This is a genomic window from Amycolatopsis ponsaeliensis, from assembly GCF_030182635.1.
Lineage (GTDB): Bacteria > Actinomycetota > Actinomycetes > Mycobacteriales > Pseudonocardiaceae > Amycolatopsis > Amycolatopsis ponsaeliensis.
Genome location: NZ_JAPZLD010000062.1, coordinates 32,115 through 57,389, shown reverse-complemented (window position 1 = coordinate 57,389; position 25,275 = coordinate 32,115). Strand labels below are relative to the sequence as shown.

19 protein-coding genes, 1 tRNA gene and 1 pseudogene are annotated in these 25,275 nt (G+C 66.2%); 16 read left to right on the top strand and 5 right to left on the bottom strand.

Annotation, left to right across the window (positions count from 1 at the left end):
* Window positions 1-499: 499 nt before the first annotated feature.
* The 5 genes and pseudogenes from QQ657_RS50475 to QQ657_RS50455 all read left to right on the top strand — a co-directional run bounded on the left by QQ657_RS50475 (window position 500) and on the right by QQ657_RS50455 (window position 5,999).
* Window positions 500-805: a CU044_2847 family protein gene (locus QQ657_RS50475; RefSeq protein ID WP_284749592.1), complete on the top strand. Its 306-nt coding sequence runs from the start codon at window positions 500-502 to the stop codon at window positions 803-805.
* Window positions 802-1,662 (top strand): trypsin-like serine peptidase, encoded by an 861-nt coding sequence (locus tag QQ657_RS50470; protein ID WP_284749591.1) that lies wholly within the window; start codon window positions 802-804, stop codon window positions 1,660-1,662. The genes QQ657_RS50475 and QQ657_RS50470 overlap by 4 nt, the downstream gene beginning before the upstream one ends.
* A pseudogene (locus QQ657_RS56865) lies at window positions 1,659-3,359 on the top strand (effector-associated domain 2-containing protein); the annotation flags it as partial. The gene QQ657_RS50470 and the pseudogene QQ657_RS56865, both read left to right, overlap by 4 nt.
* Entirely contained in the window at window positions 3,351-3,980 is a 630-nt protein-coding gene (locus QQ657_RS50460) for a TetR/AcrR family transcriptional regulator (protein WP_284749594.1), read from the top strand. The pseudogene QQ657_RS56865 and the gene QQ657_RS50460, both read left to right, overlap by 9 nt.
* Before the next feature lie 1,302 nt (window positions 3,981-5,282).
* Entirely contained in the window at window positions 5,283-5,999 is a 717-nt protein-coding gene (locus QQ657_RS50455; protein ID WP_284749590.1) for an ImmA/IrrE family metallo-endopeptidase, read from the top strand.
* Between the two features lie 11 nt (window positions 6,000-6,010).
* Here QQ657_RS50455 and QQ657_RS50450 read toward each other — a convergent pair whose 3' ends face one another.
* From QQ657_RS50450 to QQ657_RS50440, 3 genes are all read right to left on the bottom strand, one after another.
* On the bottom strand, window positions 6,011-6,655 hold the full coding sequence (locus tag QQ657_RS50450; RefSeq protein ID WP_284749589.1) for a PIN domain-containing protein: 645 nt from the start codon (window positions 6,653-6,655) through the stop codon (window positions 6,011-6,013).
* A 161-nt stretch (window positions 6,656-6,816) separates the two neighbouring features.
* Complete coding sequence (locus QQ657_RS50445; RefSeq protein ID WP_284749588.1) at window positions 6,817-8,382, bottom strand: PD-(D/E)XK nuclease family protein; 1,566 nt, start codon at window positions 8,380-8,382, stop codon at window positions 6,817-6,819.
* A 716-nt stretch (window positions 8,383-9,098) separates the two neighbouring features.
* The gene (locus QQ657_RS50440) at window positions 9,099-10,295 is read right to left on the bottom strand and encodes a tyrosine-type recombinase/integrase (RefSeq protein WP_284749587.1); all 1,197 of its coding nucleotides are present in this window, start codon (window positions 10,293-10,295) and stop codon (window positions 9,099-9,101) included.
* A 32-nt stretch (window positions 10,296-10,327) separates the two neighbouring features.
* Here QQ657_RS50440 and QQ657_RS50435 point away from each other — a divergent pair, with 32 nt between their 5' ends.
* On the top strand, window positions 10,328-10,948 hold the full coding sequence (locus QQ657_RS50435; RefSeq protein WP_284749586.1) for a hypothetical protein: 621 nt from the start codon (window positions 10,328-10,330) through the stop codon (window positions 10,946-10,948).
* Between the two features lie 151 nt (window positions 10,949-11,099).
* Here the strand turns inward: QQ657_RS50435 and QQ657_RS50430 are convergent.
* Window positions 11,100-11,172, bottom strand: a tRNA-Ala gene (locus tag QQ657_RS50430).
* Window positions 11,173-11,460: 288 nt separating this feature from the next.
* On the opposite strand from QQ657_RS50430, the gene QQ657_RS50425 reads away from it, so the two are divergent.
* The 10 genes from QQ657_RS50425 to QQ657_RS50380 all read left to right on the top strand — a co-directional run bounded on the left by QQ657_RS50425 (window position 11,461) and on the right by QQ657_RS50380 (window position 24,317).
* Window positions 11,461-13,656, top strand: a complete 2,196-nt coding sequence (locus QQ657_RS50425; protein ID WP_284749585.1) for an RICIN domain-containing protein — start codon at window positions 11,461-11,463, stop codon at window positions 13,654-13,656.
* Between the two features lie 150 nt (window positions 13,657-13,806).
* On the top strand, window positions 13,807-14,376 hold the full coding sequence (locus QQ657_RS50420; protein ID WP_284749584.1) for an HdeD family acid-resistance protein: 570 nt from the start codon (window positions 13,807-13,809) through the stop codon (window positions 14,374-14,376).
* A 13-nt stretch (window positions 14,377-14,389) separates the two neighbouring features.
* Window positions 14,390-15,316: a ribonuclease Z gene (locus QQ657_RS50415; RefSeq protein WP_284749583.1), complete on the top strand. Its 927-nt coding sequence runs from the start codon at window positions 14,390-14,392 to the stop codon at window positions 15,314-15,316.
* A 10-nt stretch (window positions 15,317-15,326) separates the two neighbouring features.
* Entirely contained in the window at window positions 15,327-16,979 is a 1,653-nt protein-coding gene (locus QQ657_RS50410; protein WP_284749582.1) for a response regulator, read from the top strand.
* Window positions 16,976-18,397, top strand: a complete 1,422-nt coding sequence (locus tag QQ657_RS50405; RefSeq protein WP_284749581.1) for an ATP-binding protein — start codon at window positions 16,976-16,978, stop codon at window positions 18,395-18,397. Before QQ657_RS50410 ends, QQ657_RS50405 begins: the two co-directional genes overlap by 4 nt.
* On the top strand, window positions 18,397-19,890 hold the full coding sequence (locus QQ657_RS50400; protein WP_284749580.1) for a carboxylesterase/lipase family protein: 1,494 nt from the start codon (window positions 18,397-18,399) through the stop codon (window positions 19,888-19,890). Before QQ657_RS50405 ends, QQ657_RS50400 begins: the two co-directional genes overlap by 1 nt.
* Window positions 19,891-19,971: 81 nt before the next feature.
* Window positions 19,972-21,039 (top strand): hypothetical protein, encoded by a 1,068-nt coding sequence (locus QQ657_RS50395; RefSeq protein WP_284749579.1) that lies wholly within the window; start codon window positions 19,972-19,974, stop codon window positions 21,037-21,039.
* Between the two features lies 1 nt (window position 21,040).
* Complete coding sequence (locus tag QQ657_RS50390; protein ID WP_284749578.1) at window positions 21,041-22,156, top strand: toxic anion resistance protein; 1,116 nt, start codon at window positions 21,041-21,043, stop codon at window positions 22,154-22,156.
* Window positions 22,153-23,754, top strand: coding sequence for a substrate-binding domain-containing protein (locus QQ657_RS50385; protein ID WP_284749577.1), 1,602 nt, complete (start codon window positions 22,153-22,155; stop codon window positions 23,752-23,754). Before QQ657_RS50390 ends, QQ657_RS50385 begins: the two co-directional genes overlap by 4 nt.
* A complete protein-coding gene (locus QQ657_RS50380; RefSeq protein ID WP_284749576.1) occupies window positions 23,751-24,317 on the top strand; it encodes a hypothetical protein in 567 nt (188 codons plus the stop codon). Before QQ657_RS50385 ends, QQ657_RS50380 begins: the two co-directional genes overlap by 4 nt.
* Before the next feature lie 60 nt (window positions 24,318-24,377).
* Here QQ657_RS50380 and QQ657_RS50375 read toward each other — a convergent pair whose 3' ends face one another.
* Complete coding sequence (locus tag QQ657_RS50375; RefSeq protein ID WP_284749575.1) at window positions 24,378-25,190, bottom strand: LmeA family phospholipid-binding protein; 813 nt, start codon at window positions 25,188-25,190, stop codon at window positions 24,378-24,380.
* Window positions 25,191-25,275 lie beyond the last annotated feature (85 nt).

The window sequence follows — 25,275 nt, the reverse complement described above, 5'->3', positions numbered from 1 at the left end:
ATCTTCCCGACACCGTCTGGATCAACCGACCCACCGACGACACCAACCAGGAGCCCGAAACGGAAGCCGCCTAACACCCACTGGTCTCACTCACCTTGACAAATTCCGGGTGGGCCATCCGGGCCACCGCAGGGGAGGTCTCAGCGGACCTGGCTCACAGGGCGCTCATTTTGGCGGGCGTCGTGGCGCGAACGTGGCAGATCGCGGGAAACACGTGGACGGCGCAAACAGCGTGGACGGTGCCAGGTCACTTAAGCCACTTCTCGTGCAGACACGCGCAGTCCGATATCATGATGATCAGGGCACGCAGCTTGCGGACATCGGACTGATTCACTCGCTCGGATGGTTAACCGCTCCTGTTGCTGCATCGTACTTGTCATTCAAGTCTGACCGCTGAGGCTCCCGGTCAACCTGAGGAGGCGATCAGTCCGGCGCTGTAACTGTTTCATCTCGAATCGCGACCATACTTGCAACGGTGACAACTTCAGGAGGGACTGCAGTGACGGATTCGTCGATACTGGTGGAGACTGTCGAGGTAGGCGCAGACGGGAACCGCCAGATCTCGGCTCGCCCGAAGACGTCCGAGCTGTTGTCCGAGCGCCGTGAGGACATCGAGGCGGCGGTTGCCGAGGCGGTCGACGTGATGCAGAAGTCGATGGATGACACGGCGACCCGGTCTGGTTGGAAGGTCGCGAAACTGGAAGCGAGCTTCGGCATCAAGCTCAAGGCGGACGCGGGCGTGATCTTGACCCGCGTGGGCGGTGAGGCTTCGTTCGACTTCAAGATCACGGTCGAGCGAACGTGACCGATCTGGCGTGGGCGCGCGTAGCCCGGGATGGCGTGGACCGTGGCGGCGGGGTCTTGCTTGCCCCGAGATTGCTGCTGACCGCTCTGCATTGCGTCGCGGGCGTCGAAATCGGAGACAGCGAGAGCCGTCTACAGGTGTCCGTGGCCGACCGCGTGCCGGTACAGGCCGTGCTGGAGGCAAGAGCTGAGACCGCGGACTTAGCGTTGCTCAAGTTGAGCCACTCGCTCGGCTCGGCGGTCCAGCTTCCGGTGGCAAGCCGGTGTCGTCGAGGTGACAAGTGGTTCGCGCCATCGCGACCAAGTCCGACCGACCCGGAGTTGGCCGGCGACGTTGTCGGGCCTGTCGTCTACGACTGTCAAGCTGGCGGTCGAATTGATGCAGTACAGCTGACGAGCCAGGCCGTGCTCGGCAACTACCAGGGATATTCGGGCGGTCCCGTCTTCACGGCGCCGGAGGACCAGCACAACGTCATCGGCGTACTCATTGAGCAATACCCGGATCGTGTCGACCACGCTCGCGCCACCAACACGTTGTTCGCCGCAGCGATCGAGGGCGCGATGGACCAGTTCGCGTCGTTACAAACTGCGTACCTGCTCCGGCGGCTTTACGACTACGAGGACGCTCGCAACGAAGCAGCGGCGAAGGGCGATGAGAAGCACCGAGTCACGCTCGATCGGGTCAACGCCGCGGAAGATGTCGACGACGTCGATCAGAAGCACATCGCCACGGTACTCGGCTGGCTCGGCACTGCAGGCGCTATCGATCCCGAGGTCAGAGGCCTGCACCAGGCTCTGGTCAACAAGTGGGTTCTGGAGCACGGCGAGGGGTACGACCGGGAGGAACACGCAAAATGAGCGGCGAGCGTGACCTCGACCCGGTTGTATCTGACCTGATCAAGTGCGCCGGAGCGGTCTTGTCGGCGTCGAAGACAGGGTGGACGCCTGCCGCAGCCGAAGCCGAGAAGGCGGTCGGCGTAGTAATCGGTCGACTCTCGAGCGGACGGCTGGAGACCTCACGCGAAGCCGTCGACTCAGTCGTTGCTGCGGCGGTCCTGCTCGATTACGTGCAGATGTCGTCTCTCTCTGATTCGCTGCTGATGTCGTGCAGACCTGCGACGAACGGCGAACCAGCTCACAAGGTCGTGGCGACGGCGCAGGCCGCGATCCACGCTCGCCGTGGCAGCTGGGAGTTCGTGGAAGGTGTGCTTGACCTCGAGGATGTACCCGGACTGGATGACCGCAGCCTGCGAATCGCAGTCGACCTCGCCCTGAGCGCGGTCTACGGGCGCGGTGACGCCAGTAGCAACGACTTGGCGCGCGGCGTTGGTATCGACGCTTTCCGCGATCGGCCGATCCTGTGGTTCACACTCGCGTCAGCGGCGTTCGAGAACGCGATGTTGCACGCCGAAGCAAGACTTGCGGGTCAGCTGCTGCGTCAGATGGAGATCAGCAGTGCCGCAGTCGTCAACGAGATCGGTGCGGATCATCCGTATCTGGGTCTCGTCCTGCTCACCCTTGCTTCCGCAAAGTGCTCGCGTGCGGCGACCGAAGGCAACGTGACCGAGCTGCGGCGCTGCGCTGACATCCTGGCCGTCGCTGTCCAGCGCGCAGCGTCGCAGCTGGGCGACCAGCACCCACACACAGTCGGTGGTCTCGCGAACCTAGCGCACGCGGAGTTCGAGATCGCGCTCGCTTCGAGGGCTGTGGACGACCTGACCCGAAGTGTCGAAGATCTGCGGTTGCTCCGTCAACGAGTCTTCGTGGCACTGGGGCAACGCCATCCGATCGCCGTGGCCGTCGAGATGAACGCTGCGGTCGCGGGTCTGGAAATCGCCCGTATGAGCCGGTCTTCCGCCACCCTCGACGCTGCCGCACGCGAGTTGCGCGCCACAGTGGATCTGGCGACGGAGGTGTTCGGTGCCTTCCACCCTCGCGCCGCAGTCGCAGCCACGAACGCTGCATTGGCGGAGTTCGATCTCGCCAGGAGCCGTCACTCCACGTTCGAGCTCGAGCGTGCGTTGGCGATGTTCGAACGCACTCGGTTGCAGACCGAGAACTCGTTGGGCGCGAATCATGCTGTTGCGGTGGTGATCAAGCGGCAGATTCAGGCGTGTCAGGCGCTCTTGTCGACAGGCCCGCCAGCCGACGACAGGGCCGCGGGAGGTGCGGCGACGATTGTGGAGACTCGTACAGACGAACTGTGGGATGCCGCCGGCGACTACGTCTCTATCCACCAAGCCACTCTGCCGCCGTCGGATTGGACAAGGCGGAGAAAGGCCGACACCGGCTCCGAAGAAAACTTCTTAGCGGCGATCGAGAATACGCTCGCCGCCATTGGGCTCGCTGATGAGAGTGCCTCACGAGACCTGCTGCTCGCTTTAGTCCACGACAACCTTGGCGTGCCGCTTCCACTTCCGGTTTCGAAAGGCGCCACTGGGCGGGAACAGCTGGTCGCTATCGTCGTGGCCTGCTCAAAAGTACCTGGCGGCATGGACGCTCTCGTTCAAGCGGTTAGGATGCTGCGGCCTTCCTCGCCCGAAGAGATGCACCTACGGACCCTGGTAAGTAATCATCAGCTACGGGCCGATGAATACCAGGCCGCCGTTCCCCAGCGGCTGTTGGAGCGCGCGACGAATCTGTTCGCGAAGAAGGGCTTCGACCGCACGTCAGTCCAAGAGATCGCCGAGGCGGCGGGCGTCACCAAGGGTGAGATGTACCACTACTTCGCCTCGAAGGACGACCTGCTCTGCGAGATTTATACGCGGGTGCTGCGGGAGCAGACCCGCCAGCTGGAGAGCGTGGCGTCATCGAGCGCGCCGTTGCGGGAGCGGCTCGCGGCGGCGGCGTCCGACGTGGTGGTGTCGAGCATCGACAACCTGGACGACAACACGATCTTCCTGCGGTCGATGCACCAGTTGTCTCCAGACAAGCAGAAAGCGGTTTGGGCTGAGCGGCGGAAGTACCAAGAGCGCTTCCGGGGGCTGATCGAGGAGGGGCAGCGGTCGGGAGAGTTCCGCACGGACAAGCCAGCCGATGTGGTGGTGGACTTCTTCTTCGGGTCAGTGCAACACCTGGGGTCGTGGTACCGCCACAGCGGCTCGTTGACGGCGCGCCAGATCGGTGATCACTACGCGGACCTGCTGCTCGACGCCCTGCGGCCACCGGCGGGTTAGTGTCAAACCGCGCTACAAACAGTGGACCGACGCATCATCGACGTAGCTAATTCTTACTCTTTGTAATCAAATCGCTTCCGCCGGCCGGGGACGTGTCGGGCGCGATAGTGAGAGCCTGACGTCGGTGTTAGCTCGCCTGCACCGAGTACTCGGCCCCGACCATAGGTGTGCATCCAGGCGATATTTCGGGGAAGCCATTCTCGGTTCCTTGAGTGACACAAGCCTTGCTCATCTAGGAGCAATAGTGCAGGTGCTCGGGGTCGTTCGCCGTCGCCTTCGAGCTCAGATGAGTCGCACCAACACCGGTCTGCGTCCGAGGCCGTTCATGTTCTTCTCGGACGAGGTCGCCACCGGGGCTGTTTTGGACCAGCAAGGAGGTGTGTAGCTGCGAGGCTAGGCGAACTGGCCACCGAGGTGTCTCGCTGAATCGCTCGCAGCATGTTCGCGCCGACTGCCGCAGAAGGGTGGAGGCGCCGGGATTGACGGCTCGCGTCCCGCTGGTGACACGCAGTGCCTGTCGGAACTTGCTGGGTAAACTGCTCTCGGAGCTACCGCAGGCCGCCCGATGGGAGACAGAGGACAGCACACTGGTCGAACGTGTGTTCGACCGGACAGGCTGGTTGTGCTAACCTGGTATAAGCAGGTCAAGAGTGGCGTGTCGAACGGCGGGTCATGCTGAGATGGGAGACATATGGATCAGGGGCGCGCCCAGGTGGCAGCTCGTGATCGAGACGTTCCTTGCGGTGAGCTTGCATCGATCTTGTCGGGCTTGTGGGACAACGGCCTTGACTGCATGCGTGCGCGACACTGTTGCGCCAGCCGATAGCCCGGGAGAATGCCGTGTCACCGACAGGACAGGCCCCGTCGCAGCTGCGCGGTAGCCAGCTGCATGCTGTACTTGACAACGGCGCAGTGCCACTCGGAGAGCTTTATAGCCGTCTCGGACTCGAGTTCGGCGGCGGATGGCTAGCTGATGTTCTGGCTGGCCGACGGGATGCGACTACGGCTGAGTTGGCCCGCCTTTCGGCCCATGCGCAGGTGCCAATGACTGTGCTCGCGGGGGCTGTCCGGCCGGAGCAGAGTGTTGCTGTGGCTCTGCGGGCAGGCTTGCTCGAGTCGCCGACGGCGCTCGAACCAGTACTTCATCGGGCACGCAAATTACTTGAACATTTTCGCCTGTTGGGTTCCTGGTATCCTGCTGTCGTAAACAAGAGGCTCGAGTTCGGTGCGCAAATGTGCAGGTCGCGTTCAGATGATCCTTATGTCAAACGATCTGCTCAGAGGACCGCTCAGTACCTTAGAGTGGTTTCCGAAATAGGTGGCATTCAGCCGGTAGGCGACCTTAGGGAACTTATTGAATCGTTTGGCGTTCCTGTAATTTTTGCGGAAATGCCTGACAGAATTCATGGAATTACTGTACATGAAGACTTTGATGGTATTTGGCGTGGCGTGGTTGTTGTAAACTGCAGAGATAGTTGGACTAGGCAGCGATTTACCCTCGCCCACGAACTCGCTCATATCATCTACCGAGATAGTCAGCCTATTATCATCGATGACGACCAAGAGGTTGATGAGAGCAATCGTGTAGAATTTCGCGCAGAGTGCTTCGCGAGATATTTTCTAGTTCCTGCCGAAGGTCTAAGCAAGTCCTTATTGAACGTCGACGGCGTTGAGTCGGCCGCAATGGTCGCAAATACTATGCTGCACTTTGGTGTAAGCAGACCTGCTGCAATGCGTGCGTTGGCCGAATCGACCCAGATGTCATACGAGTACTTAAATGGTATGGCTGGGGCGGGTTCGGTGCGGGATTTAATGGCGAGGTCTCGGCTCGACGTGGAGTGGTCTACACTCTCTCGGGATCAGCATGACGAGAGTGCTTCACCCTGGCTCCTGGAGTTGGCTCTGGATGCCTATCGAGAGAAGTATGTGCCTGCGCAGCTCGTTGCGGATGTGCTTGGGCGAGGCGATGAGACTGATAGTGTTGAGGCTGATCTAGTCGCACAAGGTTGGGCGCACTGACGCCTTTGGAGCTAGACTTTCCTAAGTGTGGCGCATGCGGCGCATTCATTGGGTGTGGTCGGACACGTTAGTTCAGTTGCGGAAGTAAATGCGGCGGCGTTTGGAATTCCGGACATTCCGGTGGCTCGTTGATATAGATTCCAGGCTGCGTCTGCGGAAATGTGTGATGCGCACACAAGCTCGTGCAATGCGTGGCCGAAGTGGCGTACTTCAATGCCGTGCGCAGATGCCACCGTGCTGGCATCGCCGTCGTTTGTTACGAGCACCACCTGGGTGCCGGATCCAACTTTTTTCTTAGACCATGCGATCGCGGATGCTTCGCCACCGTGTCGATCTGCTGTCCTGGCGGCGTGCGCATTTGCCGTTCGTCCATCGGCAAGGTTGCGAAGTTGATGCATGGCCGTGTCGTAATGAGCCCACATGCTGTCATCGAGTGATGCGATTTCAATCTTGCTGGGAGTGATTAGTCGACGAAGTGCATCGTTGGCCGCCAGCTTCATTAGCTGCTCTTCGGGGGAGGCGGGTCGCCTGGCTCTGTTCTTGATTTCCTCTACGATTACATCAGTGGTATAAAGGCGCCCTTTGAAGTGTTCCGCAAACCAGTGGCAGCCAACCTCGTCCCTTGCTGCCGAGCAGAGCGCACCAGTGTCAAGCATGTAGGCAGCCTCGGGGCGCCCGCGATGTGGCATGGATCGGCTGAACTGAAGTCCACGCGGTGGTCGTACCGTCGCTGGAGGGACGGATCGCCGTCGGGGCATGCTTAAGGGCGACGGACGCGGCCGCTCTCCCCCGGGTTGCATGTAGACGGTACTCCGTTCTAGAACGGCGGAGGGGTTGCGTCCTCCTGGATCAGACCTAGGTTACCGCTTGTCGCCGCCGTATGGGTGTCTCGCTCGGGGCACCATCGTCGAACTGGGCACCAAGCGCAGTGTGGGCCTGGCGAAGTCTTCCAGGTCACGTCATTCGCCCATCTGGTCGTCGCTGCCCGGACTCTCTCTCGCGCTATCATCCCCAAGATTTTGTCCGAAAGTTCATACCGATAGGTGCGCGACTCAGCGGGTGTGATGATTTCAAGGTGTACTTCGCCACGTTCGGCGCTGAACCGTTCAACGAGCCCAGATTCCATGACTGTCAAATTCAATGCGACGGCTAAGTAGCGGTCGCGCGCCGAATCGGCATCTGGGGGTAGTTGATCATTTTGAGTGGTCTTCACCTCGTGAAGGACCAGTGTTGAGTCTTGCAGCAAAATCAGGTCGGGCTTTATGGCGACAATGATGTCGCTGCTTTTGTCGAGGCAGTATTGAGTTTCTTCTACGGAAATCACTTTTGTGTCAGGGTCTGCCAACGGGCAGCTTTCTACATGATTCCTCAGGTATCTATACGCCGCTCGGTAGTCGGCGCGTTCAATAAGGCCTTCCGCGAGGCCCAGGTCTCGATCATCGGGATCCCTTAGATCTGATGGCCGACAAGGGGTATTGCGTTTATGTGCTTCTTTAAGCCAGGTATGTACTGCGATGCCTCTAGTTCTTGCATCGCTGCCTTCGGCATCGGACGGGAGGTGTTCGTCGAGCATGTGCCACTGTGCCGGGCAGTTCTCGTATCTGTCGAGATCGCTTGCTGAAACGGATCGAGTCCAGGCGGCTTGCTGATCTTGTTGGAGAGCTCCTGGAGTTGGAATCAGCGCGTCGCAAGTTGCATAGATCTTACAGTTCGCGCAATCTCGGCCAGGTGTGCGTGTTTTCCCTGTGGCTGCTGAATTGGCGGCATTTCGGCCACGTCCGGCGAAGCGACTATCTATTGCTGCCGCATCTTCGTCGGATACTACTTCGCGCTCCAGGCCGTCTAGCAGTCCGATCTCAACGACATGGACGCGGCTGGCCAAACGGTTTCCTGGAACTTCCCTTGCTACCACGGCGGCAATATCCGCCCACTCAGTATCTTTCGTCTTCGCGCGGCCGAGGCGGAAGCGTCGCACCTCCCGGGTGCCTTCGCTCGTCTCGTAAACAGGACCCCAGACTCCTAGTTCGGCCCGCCCCTGGGGAACTAGGTGCCAGTTGCCAAGATGGACCATGGGTCCGATTTCCGCTTCGCGGGCCTCGTGAAACTCGACGTACTGATCCAGTGCGTGCTCTGCATAAGTATGGTCACCGGGATGGGAGCCATTGAACTTGCGCTTCGCTCGATCGAGGGCGGCAGTGTGAGCTACGCCGGCGGCCTCAAGCCGGTGAATGGCTTCTATGGCATCGGCGACCCGAAATAGTGGTCCTCGGTACGGCGCATGGCGCGGTGCTGGTTCGTACGGCCAGATCCTAGGGTGCGTCTTGAGGGCCAGATGCATCTGACAGTGGCCGAGCGCCGAGTTTTCGGCATCAGATGCCGTCACGCGTACAGCTCTGACGTCACCTTGACAGTCGTTCGGAGGGGTCCAGTTCACCTTTCCCTCACTCGTGCACTGCGTGGCCTGCCGGGTCGCAGCCTGTCACTTTACGCCACGATTATCTCTTTCGGATGTACACGTTCGGGTTGCCACGAGGCGTGATGAGGCGGTGGCATGGAGTTGATTCCAGCGTGGACCTAATTGAATTGATGCCAACAACGCGGCGTCGCTAGCCTCAGCGTCGCTGGTGGCAAGTAGGAGGGCGGTCGTGCACGAGAGACGGGCGACACGGTCGACGGGGCGACTGGTGGGTACGGCCCGTGGATGGTGATCGAGCCGGAGACTCTGCTCCGAACCGGCGCACCGCATCCAACATGCCGGTGTGAGGGCATCTGGATACGTCACGGTGCCAGGGCGTGACGGATGAGCAGATGCGCGCGCAGCTTCGCCGCGCGATGCTGCTGGCAGCGACTCGAAGGCCGCCGCCAGCAGGCCGCCTCCCACGCGTCGGTGTGCGGAGGGAACCTCCTGATCGCCGCCCACGGCGACCTGGGTGTGGCGTCGACAGCCGGACGAGCGAATACCCCGTACGCGGTGTCCGGAAGATGCCGAGTGAACGGTGAACCGATCGATCAGTTCGAGAGAGTTGCGACACGCCACCTGACCATGCCGTTCCATCGAAGATAGGGAGCAGCCCGGCACGTGGAGGTGCACCCGCCTACTTATACGCAGGCGCGCCAGAGCGCGTCTTCGGTGGTGGTCTTGGAGTCGGCGATTGCCTTGTCCCATCGTGCTTGCAGGCTGTCGAGGAGGCGTTGTTCGACTGCGGCGGCGACGTGGGAGTAGGTTTCTTGGACTTTGTCTTGGAGGACGTGGCCGAGGCGGAGGGCTTGGGCGATTTCGGGGATGCCGTCGTCGATCATCCAGGTTTTGTGGCTGTGGCGGAGGCCGTGGAAGGTGAGGCCTGGCTTTGCTGGCTGGAGGCGGATGGCCGGGTTGGCGATGTGGAGGTTGCCGTCGGCGGCGGGGCGGAAGGCTCGGCGGGAGAAGTTGCTGCGTCGGTGCCATTCGAGGTTCGGCGTGACGAAGACTTGGCGGTGGTTGTGGGTGGCTAGGTGCCGGCGCAGGAGTCGGACGAGGAATGGGGGCAGGCTGATGGTGCGTTCGGATTCGTCGGTTTTGAGGTGGCCGAGGTAGAGCGGGCCAGCGCACGGTTCGTGGAGGGCACCCACATCAGGGTCGAGGTCGATGAAGCCGGTGTCGTCGTCGTAGAGCTGGACGCTGCTGCGGTCGAGGCCAGTGAGTTCGCCCCAGCGAGCTCCGGTCCACCCGCCGGTGACGACGAGGACCGCTCCGCCCGGTCCGTACTTGAGGGCGACCTGGTCGGCGACGTGGAGGACCTCGGCTGGCTCGCCCCAGATCTTGCGCGGGGTGCGCTGGGCGCGGCGCCGGCGTCCGCGGCGGCGGGCGACGATGGGGTTGGCGGCGATTAGCTTCTCCGGCACAGCGTCGGAGAGCAAGAGCGAGAAGCATTTGATGATGCTGTCGACCGTGGTCTTCGCGAGCCCGGAGGCGCGCAGTTTCTTCTCCCAGGTGCGGATGCCGAGGTTGGTGAGTTCGGCGAAGGCGGTGTTGCCCCAGCGGGGGAGGATGTGGACTTTGAGGAAGCTGCGGTAGTTCTCTTCGGTGCGTTGGTCGATGTCGAGGGAATCGAGCCAGGCGGGTGCGAATTCGGCGATGGTGGTGCGGCTGTCTTCGGGGTCGATCCAGGTTCCGGTGCGTTGTTCGTGGAGCATCGTGCTGATGTGGTTCTCGGCGGTGTTGGCGTCGGGGAATCCGGAGATGGCGCCTTTGGTGCCGTCGGTGCGGCGGTAGCGGACTCGCCAGGTGTCGTCTCCGGCGGGTTCGGTCCAGGGCACGGTGAACTCCTGCGCTGTGGTGAGGGGGTCGCGTGGTGGTGCGTGTCCAGGACCGCTCCATAGGCGACAGAGAGGAAGCTGATTCGGCGAAGAACCTCGGTATGCGACCGGATCGGGTGCTAGCGCCGAGTTCGACGGCGTCGGCCGGGCCGGCTCAGAGCCTGGTTTCGGTGGCTCGGTCCGCGGCGGCCGGCGGCGACGATGGCGCGGAGGTCCTCGTCGGTGAAGCGCAGGTGTTTGCCGACGAAGGTGCAGGGGATGAGGCGCTGGCCGGCTTTGCGGCGGAGCCACGACTCGCCGATGGTCAGCCGTTCGGCGGCGGCGGCCGGCGTGTAGAGAAGTCGGCCCGTGTCGCCGATGGGGGAGTCGGCGGGCTCGGAGTGTTTCGGTGGCTGGTGCGCTACGGCGTGGGGGTGGCGAAGGAGATCATCGTCGTTCTGCATGGTGGCCTCGAAGTGCGCGACGGGTCTTGGTCGCTGCTAACTCCGCACAGGCGCATCGGAGGAGACAGAAAGATGATGATCTGCGGCCAACCGCATCGAGGCTGGTTCGGGTCGGTGGCAGCGCCTGCGGCCGATGCCGCGGAGGTGGCGGGTCAGAGAACCTTTGGTGATCCACCTGTTCGGGGGACGCTGCTGGGGCCCTTTTGGTGACCCCATTTCGCCGCCCTCCGGCAGGTGCCCCAGTTTTGCCCCAGCTACTCGCCGGTAGCTGAACTTCTTCTGGACGAAACTCAAAGTTCGCCGGTACGAAAAAACCGCCCAACCTGGAACTTCTGTCCCGGTGAGCGGTGTTTCGTCACTGTGGAGCTAAGGGGACTCGAACCCCTGACCCCCTCACTGCCAGTGAGGTGCGCTACCAGCTGCGCCATAGCCCCGAAGCGAAGGTGTACTCCGCATCTCGTGTGTCCATACGTTACACGACCCCCAGGCGACCCCCGCAGAGGGGTGGCTCTACGGAGTCGTCCCGCTCAGTGGGGCGTTGACCTGCACTTTTACACCTTATTTTTAGTCGTGTATTGACTCCCGGTGTGGCCGCCGTTACATTTTCGGCGGTTGTGACGCCGAGGTCCCCGCCCGTTACGCCGCGTCTACCTCCTAGACCGGGCATGCCTCTGCCGTTTCCTGCTCTACGGACGCCGCGAAGTGCGGCAGAGGAGGTTTCGATGAAGACGAGACGGCGGGTGATGGTGCTGTTCTCCGCGGCATCCGCCCTGGTCGCGGGCATGCTGACCACCAGTCAGGCGCAAGCCGCGGTCACTCCGGACGGCTGGTACACCGTGGCCGCCGTCAACAGCGGCAAGTGTGTCGATGCCCGCGCCGCCGGGACCGCCAACGGCACCGCTGTGCAGCAGTACTCCTGCAACCAGACCGCTTCGCAGGAGTGGCAGTTCCAGCCCACGAGCGACGGCTACTTCCGGGTGAACGCGCGCAGCAATCCGGCCGCCGCCTGGGATGTCAGCAATGTCTCCACCGCCGATGGTGGCCTCGTGCAGCTCTGGACCTACTCGAACGGCGCCAACCAGCAGTGGCAGGCCGTCGACGAGGGCAACGGCCGCTACCACTTCGTCAGCCGCAACAGCGGGAAGTGCCTCGACGTCCCCAGCGCCTCCACCGCCGACTCCGTGCAGCTCCAGCAGTACTCCTGCAACGGCACCACCGCCCAGTCGTTCACACTGAACCCCGTGGGTGGCACGACTCCTCCGACTCAAGGCCAGCCGGACCTCGGACCGAACGTGGTGATCTTCGACCCGTCGATGTCGAGCTCCAGCATCCAGAGCCGGCTCAACAGCATCTTCAGCCAGCAGGAACGCAACCAGTTCGGCAGCCAGCGCTACGCCGTCATGTTCAAGCCCGGCACGTACTCCAACGACGTCAACGTCGGCTTCTACACGCAGGTGCTGGGCCTCGGCCTGAGCCCCGACGCCGTGACGATCAACGGCGCCGTGCACGTCGAGGCCGACTGGTTCCCGCCGCAGAACGCGACGCAGAACTTCTGGCGCGGCGCCGAGAACCTGTCCGTCAACCCGACCGGCGGCGCCGACCGCTGGGCCGTCAGCCAGGCCGCGCCCTACCGCCGCATGCACGTCCGCGGCGACCTGCAGCTCGACGACGGCGGCTGGGCCAGCGGCGGCTGGATCTCCGACTCCAAGATCGACGGCCAGGTCCGCTCCGGGTCGCAGCAGCAGTGGATCTCGCGCAACTCGCAGTTCGGCAGCTGGAACGGCTCGAACTGGAACATGGTCTTCGCGGGCGTCCAGGGCGCTCCCTCGAACACGTTCCCGAGCCCGCCCTACACCACGGTCGGCCAGACGCCGGTCGTGCGTGAGAAGCCGTTCCTCTACATCGACAACGCCGGCAACTACCAGGTCTTCGTCCCCGGCGTGAAGACCAACGCGTCCGGCACGAGCTGGGCGAACGGCACCGCGCCCGGTAGCTCGCTCCCGATCGACCAGTTCTACATCGCCAAGCCCGGCGCCACCGCCGCGGACATGAACGCCGCGCTCGCCGCGGGCAAGAACCTGCTGGTCACGCCGGGTGTCTACCACCTCAACCAGGCGCTGCACGTCACCCGGCCGGACACCGTCGTGCTCGGGCTCGGCATCGCCACACTGGTGCCGGACGGCGGCGTCACCGCGATGAACGTCGACGACGTCGACGGCGTCAAGGTCGCCGGCCTGCTCATCGACGCCGGCACGACCAACTCGAACACCCTCATGCAGGTCGGGCCGGCCGGTTCGAGCGCGAACCACGAAGCGGACCCGACGTCGCTGCACGACGTGTTCTTCCGGATCGGCGGCCCGGCCGTCGGCAAGGCGACGAACAGCCTGGTGGTGAACAGCAGCAACGTGATCGGCGACCACATGTGGATCTGGCGCGCCGACCACGCCGACAACGGCAACAACGTCGGCTGGGGCACCAACACCGCCGACACCGGGCTCACCGTCAACGGCAACAACGTGACGATGTACGGCCTGTTCGTCGAGCACTACCAGAAGACGCAGGTCGTCTGGAACGGCAACGGCGGCCGGACGTACTTCTTCCAGAACGAGATGCCCTACGACGTGCCGAACCAGGCGGGCTGGATGAACGGGTCGGCCAAGGGCTACTCCGCCTACAAGGTGGGCCCGAACGTCACCAGCCACGAGGCGTGGGGGCTGGGCAGCTACTGCTACTTCAGCACCAACCCCTCGGTCGCCAGCGCCCACGCCTTCGAGGCGCCGAACACCCCGGGCGTGAAGTTCCACGACATGGTGACCGTGTCGCTCAACTACCAGGGCACCATCACGCACGTCATCAACACCACGGGTGACACGACCCCGACCGGCACCAAGCCGGTCAACCTGGTCAGCTACCCCTGAGCAACCGGCGTGCGCCGTGGTGGCGGCCGCGGCGCACGCCGGTCCTATGTGTCCGGCCACAAAGGACGATGTGGCCCGAACGGGTGGTGAATCGCGCCAACCAGGCGTTTTGCCGCGATACTGGGTGTCCCGACACCCGAGGAGCGGCTCATGACCTCCTTCGCAGCGTTCTCCGTCGTCGAACCCCGCAAGGCGTGGCCGATCGCCGCCGTCCGCGGCGTGTTCGCCGTGCTCTTCGGGCTCTTCGCGCTGATCTGGCCGAGCGCCACGGTGCTCGTGCTGGCGATCCTCTACGGCGTGTACGCGATCGTCGACGGCATCGGCGGCCTGATGCAGGCCTTCCGCCCGGGCGACCCCGGCCACCGCGCCGCCTACGGGATCCTCGGCGCGCTCGGCATCATCGCCGGAATCCTGGTCCTGGTCTGGCCCGGCATCACGGTCCTGCTCCTGGCCCTGCTGGTCGGCCTGTGGGCGATCGTCACCGGCGTCGCGGAGATCGCCGCCGCGATCCGGCTCCGGAAGCAGATCCAGGGCGAGGCGTTCCTCATCGCCGCGGGCGCGCTCTCGGTGATCGCGGGCGTCCTCATCGTGATCAACCCGATCGCCGGCGCGTTCGGCATCGCGCTGCTCGTCGGCATCTACGCGCTGCTGTACGGGATCATGCTGCTGGTGCTGGCCTTCCGGCTGCGCAAACTGGGGGACACCGCCCCCGCCGCGTGAGTAGCGTGCGGGGGTGTCGACCCGCGAACTGGTGGTGCTGGGCACCGCGTCCCAGGTGCCCACGCGCCATCGAAACCAGAACGGCTACTTGCTGAGGTGGGACGGCGAGGGCATCCTCTTCGACCCCGGCGAAGGCACTCAGCGCCAGATGCTGCGGGCGGGCGTCGCCGCCACGGACGTCACGCGGATCTGCGTCACGCACTTCCACGGCGACCACAGCCTCGGCCTGTCCGGGGTGATCCAGCGGCTGTCGCTGGACAAGGTCAAGCACCCCGTCCACGCCCACTTCCCGGCGTCCGGCGCGCACTACTTCGAACGGCTGCGGCACGCGACGGCGTTCTACGAGACCGCTGACCTGCGCGAACACCCGATCACCGAGGACGGGCAGATCGCCACCGGGAAGATCACCCTCGAGGCCCGGCGGCTGAGCCACCCGGTCGAGGCGTTCGGCTACCGGCTGGTCGAGCCGGACGGCCGCACCATGCTCCCCGAGTGGCTGCGCGAACACGGCATCACCGGCCCGGACGTCGGCAAGCTCCAGCGTGACGGCCGGCTCGGGAACGTCAGCCTCGAAGACGTCAGCACCCACCGTCCCGGCCAGCGGTTCGCGTTCGTCATGGACACCCGTCTGTGCGACGGCGTGTACGCCCTGGCCGAACACGCCGACATGCTCGTGATCGAGTCGACCTTCCTCGCCGAGGACACCCACCTCGCCCGCGACTTCGGGCACCTGACCGCCCAGCAGGCGGCGCGCGTCGCCGCCGAGTCCGGCGTCCGGCAGCTCGTGCTGACCCACTTCTCCCAGCGCTACCCCGACTCCACGCGCTTCCTGGACGAAGCGAAAGCCGAGTTCGACGGCGAGATCGTGGTGGCCGAGGACCTGGAGCGGGTCCAGGTCCCGAAACGCCGGTCCTCCCCAGCGGACCACCCGGCGCCGTAGGCTGCATCTCGTGAGCCAGCCGATCCTGATGACCGTCGACGACGATCCCGCCGTGTCCCGCTCGGTCGCCCGTGACCTGCGGCGCCGCTACGGGAAGGACTACCGCGTCATCCGCGCCGACTCCGGCGCGGACGCCCTCGACGCCCTGCGCGAGATCAAGCTGCGCGGCGACGCCGTCGCGGCGATCCTCGCCGACTACCGGATGCCGCAGATGGACGGGATCGCCTTCCTCGAGAAGGCGATGGACCTGTTCCCGCACGCCCGCCGCGCCCTGCTGACCGCCTACGCCGACACCGACGCCGCGATCCAGGCGATCAACGTCGTCGACGTCGACCACTACCTGCTCAAGCCGTGGGACCCGCCGGAGGAGAAGCTCTACCCGGTGATCGACGCGCTGGTCGAGACCTGGAAGGCGGTCGGCGACAAGCCGGTCGAAGAGGTCAAGCTCATCGGCCACCGCTACAACTCGCCGTCGTTCCAGATGCGCGACTTCCTGGCCCGCAACGCCGTGCCGTACCGCTGGTACTCGGTCGACGACGACGAAGGCCGCCGGATCCTGCAGGCCGCGGAGGCCACGGACGCCGACATCCCGGTCGTCGTCACCCCCGACGGCACCGTGCTCAAGAACCCCAGCGGCAGCGAGATCGCCGACGCCGTCGGTTTGTCGACCCGCCCGGCGCAGGAGTTCTACGACCTCGTCGTGATCGGCGGCGGCCCCGCGGGCCTCGGCGCCGCGGTGTACGGCGCGTCCGAGGGCCTGCGCACGGTCCTCGTCGAGAAGAAGGCCACCGGCGGCCAGGCCGGCACGAGTTCGCGCATCGAGAACTACCTCGGCTTCCCCGACGGCGTCTCCGGCGCGCAGCTGACCGACCGGGCGCGGCGCCAGGCGCAGAAGTTCGGCGCCGAGGTGCTGACCGCGCGCGACGTCGTCGGCCTCGAAGCCCGCGGCTCGTCGCGGGTCGTCACCTTCGGCGACGGCAGCGAGATCGCCGCGCACTCGGTGATCCTCGCCAGCGGCGTCACCTACCGGGCCCTGCAGGCCGACGGCATCGAGGAGCTGACCGGCCGCGGCGTCTACTACGGCTCGGCCGCGACCGAGGCGCCCGAGTGCAAGGGTGAGCACGTCTACATCGTCGGCGGCGCGAACTCCGCCGGGCAGGCCGCGGTGTTCTTCTCCCGGCACGCCAGCGACGTCACGATCCTGGTGCGCGGCGAGTCCCTCGAGGCGTCGATGTCGCACTACCTGATCGAGCAGATCGCCGGCATCGAGAACATCCACGTCCGGACGCACACCACGGTCAAGCAGGCCCACGGCGACGAGCACCTCGAGCGGCTCACGCTGTGCGAGAACGGCGTCACCGAGACGGTCGAGAGCGGCCACCTGTTCATCTTCATCGGCGCGGCCCCGCGCACCGACTGGCTCGGCGAGGGCATCCACCGCGACGAGCACGGCTTCGTCTGCACCGGTCCGGACCTGACGGCGAACGGGCAGCGGCCGGCCGGCTGGTCGCTCGACCGTGATCCGCACTACCTCGAGTCGTCCATCCCCGGCGTGTTCGTGGCCGGTGACGTGCGGGCCCAGTCGGTCAAGCGGGTGGCGTCCGCGGTCGGCGAAGGCGCGATGGCCGTGACGCTGGTACACCGGTACCTGGAGGAACAATGAGCGCACTGCCGCGGGAAGAGCTTCGCGGGCTCTTCCTTTTCGAACACCTTTCCGAAGACCAGCTCGACTGGATCGCCGCCAACGCCGTGATCGAGGAGTACGAAGCCGGCTCGACCGTCATCAGCGAGGGCGCCGAGGCGACGTGCTTCTACGTCCTGCTGAACGGCGCGATCCGGATGACGCGGCTGGTCAGCGGCACGGAGGTGGAGACCAACCGGTCCGACCAGCGTGGCGCCTACTTCGGCGCGACGCAGTTCTTCGTGCACCAGGAGAACGAGCACACCTACAACGCCACGGTGCGCGTGCTGTCCGACGTCACGTTCCTGGCGCTGCCGTCGAAGGAGTTCTCCTTCGAGTTCCGCCGGTGGTTCCCGATGGCGACGCACCTCCTGGAAGGCATGTACCTCGGCTGGCGCAACAGCGACACCGTGATCGGCTCGCGCCGCCGGCTCCTGGCGCTGGGCGAACTGTCGGCCGGCCTCACGCACGAGCTGAACAACCCGGCCGCGGCCGCCGTCCGGGCGACGTCCGCCCTGCGCGAACGCGTCGCCGGGATGCGGCACAAGCTCGCGTTCCTCGCCAAGAAGGACATCGACCCGGAGCTGCTCTACCAGCTCATCGACGTCCAGGAACGCCTGGTCAAGCAGGTCGCGCAGGCCGAGAAGCTGTCCGCGATGCAGCAGGCCGACCGCGAGGACGAGATCACCGACTGGTTCGAAGACCGCGGCATCGACCAGGGCTGGGACCTCGCCGACATCTACGTCCGCGCCGGCCTGACCACGGTGGACCTGGACAACGTCCTCGAGCAGGTCGGCGACACGTTCATCGACGGCGCCGTCCGCTGGCTCGCCTACGCCCTCGAGACCGAGATGCTGATGGGCGAGATCGAGGACTCCACCACGCGGATCTCCGCGCTGGTCGGCAAGGCCAAGCAGTACTCCCAGATGGACCGGGCGCCGCACCAGTGGGTCGACGTCCACGACGGCCTCGACTCCACGCTCGTCATGCTCGCGGGCAAGATCGGCCCCGGCGTCCGCGTCGTCAAGGAGTACGACCGCAGCCTGCCGAAGATCCCGGCGTACCCGGCCGAGCTGAACCAGGTCTGGACGAACGTCATCGACAACGCCCTCGGCGCGATGAAGGGCGAGGGCACGCTGACGCTGCGCACGTGGGGCCAGAACGACCAGGTCCGCGTCGAGATCGGCGACACCGGCCCGGGCATCCCGGCGGACATCAAGCAGCGGATCTTCGAGCCGTTCTTCACGACGAAGCCGGTCGGCGAGGGTACCGGGCTCGGCCTGGACATCTCGTGGAAGATCGTCGTCGAGCGGCACCAGGGCGACCTGCGCGTCGAGTCCGAGCCCGGGAACACCCGGTTCGAGATCTGCCTGCCGACGGTCGAGCAGGCCTCGCTCTGATGGCTTCCGTCCCGACGGTCACGACCGAGCTCGGGGCGCTGGTGGGGCTGGCGGGCGACGGCGTCCGCCGGTGGCGCGGGATCCCGTACGCCCGCCCGCCGGTCGGCGAGCTGCGGTGGCGGGCGCCGCGGCCGCCGTCGCTCTCGGGTGGCGTGCACGTCGCGACGGAGTACGGGCCGCACGCGATGCAGTCGCCCGACCCGATGAACCCGGCTGCCGTCTGCGACGAGGACTGCCTGTACCTCAACGTCTGCACGCCGGAAGGGCCCGCTCCCGACGGCGGCCGGCCGGTGCTGTTCTGGCTGCACGGCGGCGGGTACCGCGTCGGGTACGGCGAGCAGCTCGGTGACGGCGAGGAGTTCGCGCGCGCCGGGATCGTCGTCGTCACGATCAACTACCGCCTCGGCTCGCTCGGCTTCCTGCATCTCGCCGGGATCTTCGGGGAGTCCGAAGCGGACGCCGGGGTGTGCGGCCTGCTCGACCAGATCGAGGCCCTGAAGTGGGTGCGCCGCAACATTTCCGCGTTCGGTGGCGATCCGGCGCGGATCACCGTCTACGGCGTCTCGGCGGGCGCGAAGAGCGTCGGGAACCTGATGGGCAGCCCGCTGGGCGCGGGCCTGTTCGCCCAGGCGATCAGCAGCAGCGGCGGGGCGGACCACGTCGCGACGCCGGCGGCAGGCACCGCACTGGCCCGGCGGCTGCTCGACGAGGTCGGCTGCCACGACGTCGAAGCGCTGCGCGCACTGCCGGCCAAGGAGTTCGTCGAGGCGCAGGAACGGATCCTGAGCGGGCTGCAGGCGTTGTGGCTCTGGCGCCCGACACTGCATCCCCGCGCGCTGCCGGAGGTGCCGATCGGGCCGATCCGCCGGGGGAGCGCGGCCGGGATCCCGCTCCTGGTCGGCTGCAACAGCAACGAAGGCAGCACGTACGCGCTGATGCTCGGCGACGACGTCGCCACCGCCCCCGCGAGCGGTGTCCTTTCGGGAATCCTCGGTGGCGAAGGCGCTTCGCAGCTTCTCGAGACGTACCTTCGCCGCGTTCCCGACCTGAAGTCCGCGAAGATCGCCGCGATGGGCGACGAGCGTTACGGCATCCCGACGCAGCGCCTCGCCGACGCGCAGTCCGCGCACGCGCCCGTTTACCGCTACCGCATCGACATCGCCGCGCCCGGCGTGCCCGAGCAGCTCGACGGCGGGCACGGCACCGAGACGACGATGGCGTGGAAGACCCCGCTGCCGCTGTTCGCGCAGGCGTCCGACGTGAACCCGGCCCGCGAGCGCGCGGCGTTGCTGATCCACCGCTGCTGGGTGCGGTTCGTGCACGACGGCGTCGCCGACGCGGACGGCCCGGAATGGCCGCCGTACGGCCCTGAACTGCGCCCGGTGCTGGTTTTCCGGGAAGACACCGATCTGGTGCTCGACCCACGGCCGGACGAGCGAAAGGCCTGGGGCGACACGGAATGGGCGTCCGGGACCTGGTTCCCGGTGACCTGAGACCGTTCCTTCACCCGCTGTTCACTTCGAACCGGCCGCCTCCCGCGTCAAATGAGCGAAGGCGGCTGAGGGGAGTGGCTCGTGAAACGTCGGGTGTCGATCGGACTGGCCGTGGTGCTGCTGCTGGCCGTCGTGGCGGTGATCGTCTGGGGCAACGACTCAGGGCCGGATCTCAAGACCGTGCGTGGCGTCATCGGCTCGGAGAAGCAGGCGTTCTTCACCGACCAGCGCGTCGTCGACGCCTTCGCGCGGCACGGCTTGAAGGTCGAAGTCGACACCGCGGGCTCGCGGCAGATCGCGACGACCGTCGACCTCGGGAAGTACGCGTTCGCGTTCCCGTCGTCCTCGCCCGCGGCGCAGAAGATCCAGCGCGACCGCAAGGTGACGACGGTGTACACGCCGTTCCAGTCGCCGATGGCGATCGCGTCCTTCGAGCCGATCATCGCGCTGCTGAAGGCGAACGGCGTGGTGCACAAGGGCGCCGGCGACTACGACGTCCTCGACATCGCGAAGTACCTCGACCTGGCGAAGACCGGGACGCGCTGGGACCAGCTGCCCGGCAACACCGCCTACCCGGCGCGCAAGAACGTCCTGGTCACGACGACCGACCCGCGTGAGTCGAACTCCGCGGCGATGTACCTGTCGATCGTTTCCTTCGTGGCCAACGGGAACACCGTCGTCAGCACGCCCGACCAGGAGGCGAAGGTGCTGCCGGCGGTGGCGAAGCTGTTCCTCGACCAGGGGTACACGCAGAACAGCACCGAAGGGCCGTTCGAGGACTACCTGTCGGCGGGCATGGGGAAGACGCCGCTGGCCCTGATCTACGAGTCGCAGTTCGTCGACCGGGTGGTGCGCGGCGATGGCTCGATCCGGCCCGACATGCGCATGATCTACACCGCGCCGACGGTCTACTCGAAGCACACGCTCGTCCCGCTCTCGGGTGACGGCGACCAGGTGGGCCGGCTCCTCGCGACCGATCCCGAGCTGGGCAAGCTCGCCGCGACCTTCGGGTTCCGCACCACCAGCCCGCAGCTGTTCGCCGACGTCGCCGCACAGGCCCACGCGCCGGCCGACCTCGTGGACGCCGTCGAGCCGCCTTCGTTCGAAACCCTCGAGCGGTTGCTCGACGCCGTCGGCAAGCAGTACTGACATGGCCGAATTCACGCCCGTGACGGCGGTTTCCCCCGAGCGCGCCGCCGGGCTGGTCACCCTCGGGGACGACACGCGCGCGGAGATCACCGCTCGTGCCGACGGGTTCGCCACGCGGCTGGAAGCACTGAACGTCCGTTCGCCCGAGTTCACCGATCTCCTCGACGAGCTTCTGGCGGTCGGTGAAGCCGACATGCGCGCCGCGGCCGGCGTCGCCGGGGCGATGCTGGACCGCTCCCTGCGCGGCGTGGCTTCCCCACAGGACGGCGTCACGACGAGCCTCGCCGGGCTGCGCCGGACCGTCGCGGAGCTGGACCCGGCCAGACTGCCGCTGACCGGGCGGAAGCTGCTCGGGATGTTCCCGGTGGCGGGCGCCGCGAAGCGGGCTCTCGACCGGTACCACGCTGCGAACGAGCCGGTGAACGCCCTCGTCGTCGACCTGCGCACGCGCCAGGACCGGTTGCGGCGCGACAACTCCGCGATCAAGGGCGAGCGCGAGCGGCTGTGGAAGGTGCTGGGGAAGCTCGCCGAAGCGGCCGCGTTCGCCGAAGCCGTGGACGCTGCCATCGAGCGGCAGGCGTCCGTCTTCGACCTGACCGACCCGCTGCGGGCGCAGGCGTTGCGCGGCGACGTCCTGTACCCGATCCGGCAGCGGCACCAGGACCTGCTCACCCAGCTCGCGGTGAGCGCGCAAGGGTATCTCGCGCTGGACCTGGTACGTCGGACGAACGACGAACTCATCCGCGGGGTCGAGCGGGCGGTGTCGACGACGGTGTCCGCACTGCGTGTCGCGCTGCTCGTGTCGGCCGCACTCGCGGGTCAGCGGGACGTCCTGGACGAGGTGGCGGCACTGCAGTCGACGACCGACGGGCTGATCCGCGCCAACTCCGAGCTGCTGGAAACGCAGTCCGCGGAGATCCGCAGGGCGAGCACCGACCCGGCCGTCGCGACCGAGACGATCCGCGCGTCGTTCGACCGGATCTACGCCTCGATCGACGCGATCGACGGCTTCCGCGCGGACGCCGTCCGCACCATGGCGACCACCGTCGAGTCGCTGTCCGGGGAGCTTCGCCGCGCCGAAGACCACCTGCGGCGCTCGCACGAGGGGGAACTGTGAAGAAGCTCGTTTTGCTGGTTCTCAGCGTGGTGTTGCTGGCCGGCTGTTCCTCCGCGACGTCAGGGGGCCCTGAGCCGGGGACGCTCAGGATCCTCGCGGGCAGTGAGCTGGCGGACCTGCAGCCGGTGCTCGACGAGGCCGAGAAGGCCACCGGAGTCAAGGTCAAGTTCACCTTCACCGGGACTTTGGAGGGTGCCGAAGCGCTGGCGAACGGCAGCGTCGACGGCAAGTACGACGCCGTGTGGTTCTCGTCGAACCGCTACCTCGCCGGGATTCCCGAAGCGGCGAAGCGGCTCGGGAACCAGGTCAAGATCATGAGCTCGCCGGTGGTGCTGGGGCTGGCGTCCTCCGTGGTGCGGCGGCTCGGCTGGGCGGGGAAGCCGGTCAGCTGGGGCGAGATCGCCGCGCAGGCCGGGAAGAAGGCGTTCAGCTACGGGATGACGGACCCGTCGGCGTCGAACTCCGGGTTCTCGGCGCTGGTCGGCGTCGCTTCGGCGTTGGCCGGCGCGGGCAACGCGATCGACGCCCGGCAGATCGCCTCGGTCACTCCGCAGCTGACGCAGTTCTTCAGCGCGCAGGCGCTTTCGGCCGGGTCTTCGGGCTGGCTGTCGGACGCGTACACGCGGCGTGCGACCGGCCAGGACCCTGGCCAGAAGGTCGACGGGCTGATCAACTACGAGTCCGTGCTGCTGTCGGCGAACGCGTCCGGGAAGCTGCCCGAGCCGCTGACGCTCGTCTACCCGAGCGACGGCGTCGTCACGGCGGACTATCCGCTGACCCTGCTGGCGGACGCGGGCTCGGACGCGCGTTCGGCGCACCAGCGGCTTTCGGACTACCTGCGGACTCCCGACGCCCAGAAGCGGATCATGGACACGACGCAGCGACGGCCGGTCGTCCCGGGGGTCGCTTTGGGGCGGCAGTTCGCGGCGCACGACCTCGTCGAGCTGCCGTTCCCGGCGACGCAACAGGCGGTGGATGCCCTGCTGCAGGCCTACTTCGACAAGATCCGCCGCCCCTCGCGGACCTTGTACGTGCTCGACACGTCGGGTTCGATGGAGGGTGACCGGATCGAGGCGCTCCGGACGGCGCTCATCGGGCTGACCGGCGCGGACACCTCACTGACCGGGCGGTTCCGGCGGTTCCGGAGCCGGGAGGAGGTCACGATGCTGCCGTTCAGCACCGTGCCCAAGACCCCGCGGACGTTCACCGTGCCGGAGCAGAACCCGCAGGGCGAGCTGGACAAGATCAAAGCGTTCGCGGAGGGCCTGTCCGCGAACGGCGGGACGGCGATCTACGACAGCCTGTCCGAGGCCTATAACGTGCTGGAACCGCTGGCGGCGCGCGATCCGGACCGGTTCACCTCGATCGTCCTGATGACCGACGGCGAGAACGCGAACGGCTCGTCCCTGGCCGATTTCCAGGCGGCGTTCGGCGGGCTGCCGGCGGCGATGAAGCAGGTGCCGGTGTTCACCGTGCTGTTCGGCGAGGGCAGCGGCGACGAGCTGACCCAGGTCGCCGGCATGTCCGGGGGCAAGGTGTTCGACGCGCGGAAGGTCCAGCTGCCGAGCGTGTTCCAGGAGATCCGCGGGTACCAATGATGCTGCGCTATCTGGGGTCCACGAAGAACCTTCTCGGCTGCGTCGGCGGGCTGGCCGGTGTCGTGCTGTACCTGACCGGAGTGGTCGGGTGGTCCTGGCCGTTCGTCGTGGTGGCGTTGTACCTGGCGGGCGCGCTGCTCGCGCCGGGGGAGAAGGTGCGGCTGGTCCCCGATACCTCTGCCGAGCTGCGCTCTTCGCTGGAAACCCTGGTGCGGCGGGTCTCGTCGCAGGCTTCGCGCATGCCCGCGTCCACTGTGGATACTGTCGGGCGCATCGCCGAAGTGCTGCGGGACCTGCTGTCGCAGCCTGCGCGGCTCGCGGCCGATCCCGATCTGCGGCACGCCGTCGAGCGCCTGGTGCGCACGGATTTGCCGCTGTCGTTGGAGACTTACCTGAACTTGCCGTGGTGGTTCGCGGCCCGGCGGGCCGGTGCCGGCTCGGAACTCGTGACACAGCTGGATTTGCTCGAGGCGGAGGCGCATCGCGTGGCCGAGCGGTTCTACGCGTCCGACGTCGACCGGCAGGCCGATCACACGCGGTATCTGCGGGACCGGGACGGGTGAGTCCGCGGCTCTACCCTTGTGGGTGGTGATGTTCGAACGCGCGTTCGAGTAGCTTGGCTCTCATGGACGCGAACCGAGTTTCGGCAAAGTCAGGGTCACCGCTGCGGTGGTCAACCAGCTCAACAGGTCGGCGAGAGGAATGCGGGAAAGCCGTTCCGGCCACTCTTCGGCAACGGTGTGCAGCACGAGTTCGTCGTGCCGCGGCTCCACCTTGGTCAGCTTTATCCCCGGCGGGAGTTCGGGCAGGGGAAGCACGATGGGCTGGAAGCGCTTCGGCGGGCGGAGCGTGCGCTGTCCGATGTGGAGGGTCCGGGGCACGAGCACGACGGCGTCGTCTTCCACCTGGGCTTCCAAGGTCAGGTGTCCCCAGTGCGGCTTCTTCGCCCAGTGGATCTGGAGCAGCCCGCTTTCCGCCGGGGCGGCCACGATCCCGGGCCGGACCTTCGCCACCCTTTCGCGGAGCACGTCCGCGGAAACGGCGATCCGCAGGTCCACGCGGGCGGGCTTGGCGGAGGGAGTGGGCAATGAGCGGAGGCGGACGTCTTCGGCGAGCACGGTGACCCGGCGCAGCGGAATGCTGCCGCCTTCGGGCTCGGGCCAGTCGACGTCCTCGGCGACGATCCGGACGTCGCCGATGCGGCCGGTGGCCAAGCGGAGGCTGTCGGCCGGGTAGTCGAGTTCGGTGAGGGTCAGGCCGACGTCGCGGCCGTCGACCTTGGCCGTCAGCCGGCGCCCGACGAGCTGCTCGGTGACCGTGCGCACCAAGGCAGCCGGCGTGACCGGGACGTTCGGGAGCAGGGAACGCCCGGCCGCGGCCAGCCCGGCCAGCTCCGGCCACGGCGACCAGCCGTCGAACCACCTGCCGTCGCTCATCCGTCCAGTGTTGCCGAAGGCCGGGTGGCTCGCCCACGGCAGGTCACGCGAAAGCGGTGATTCTCACGCGGCGATAGTGCTGCCC

What these genes read in the sequence shown, in the direction of transcription:
- QQ657_RS50460 (WP_284749594.1), top strand. Translation starts at nt 3,351, where the DNA reads ATGCACCTACGGACCCTGGTAAGTAATCATCAGCTACGGGCCGATGAA.
- QQ657_RS50420 (WP_284749584.1), top strand. Translation starts at nt 13,807, where the DNA reads ATGACCTCCTTCGCAGCGTTCTCCGTCGTCGAACCCCGCAAGGCGTGG.
- QQ657_RS50450 (WP_284749589.1), bottom strand. Translation starts at nt 6,655, where the DNA reads ATGCTTGACACTGGTGCGCTCTGCTCGGCAGCAAGGGACGAGGTTGGC.
- QQ657_RS50390 (WP_284749578.1), top strand. Translation starts at nt 21,041, where the DNA reads ATGGCCGAATTCACGCCCGTGACGGCGGTTTCCCCCGAGCGCGCCGCC.
- QQ657_RS50405 (WP_284749581.1), top strand. Translation starts at nt 16,976, where the DNA reads ATGAGCGCACTGCCGCGGGAAGAGCTTCGCGGGCTCTTCCTTTTCGAA.
- QQ657_RS50400 (WP_284749580.1), top strand. Translation starts at nt 18,397, where the DNA reads ATGGCTTCCGTCCCGACGGTCACGACCGAGCTCGGGGCGCTGGTGGGG.
- QQ657_RS50380 (WP_284749576.1), top strand. Translation starts at nt 23,751, where the DNA reads ATGATGCTGCGCTATCTGGGGTCCACGAAGAACCTTCTCGGCTGCGTC.
- QQ657_RS50425 (WP_284749585.1), top strand. Translation starts at nt 11,461, where the DNA reads ATGAAGACGAGACGGCGGGTGATGGTGCTGTTCTCCGCGGCATCCGCC.
- QQ657_RS50375 (WP_284749575.1), bottom strand. Translation starts at nt 25,190, where the DNA reads ATGAGCGACGGCAGGTGGTTCGACGGCTGGTCGCCGTGGCCGGAGCTG.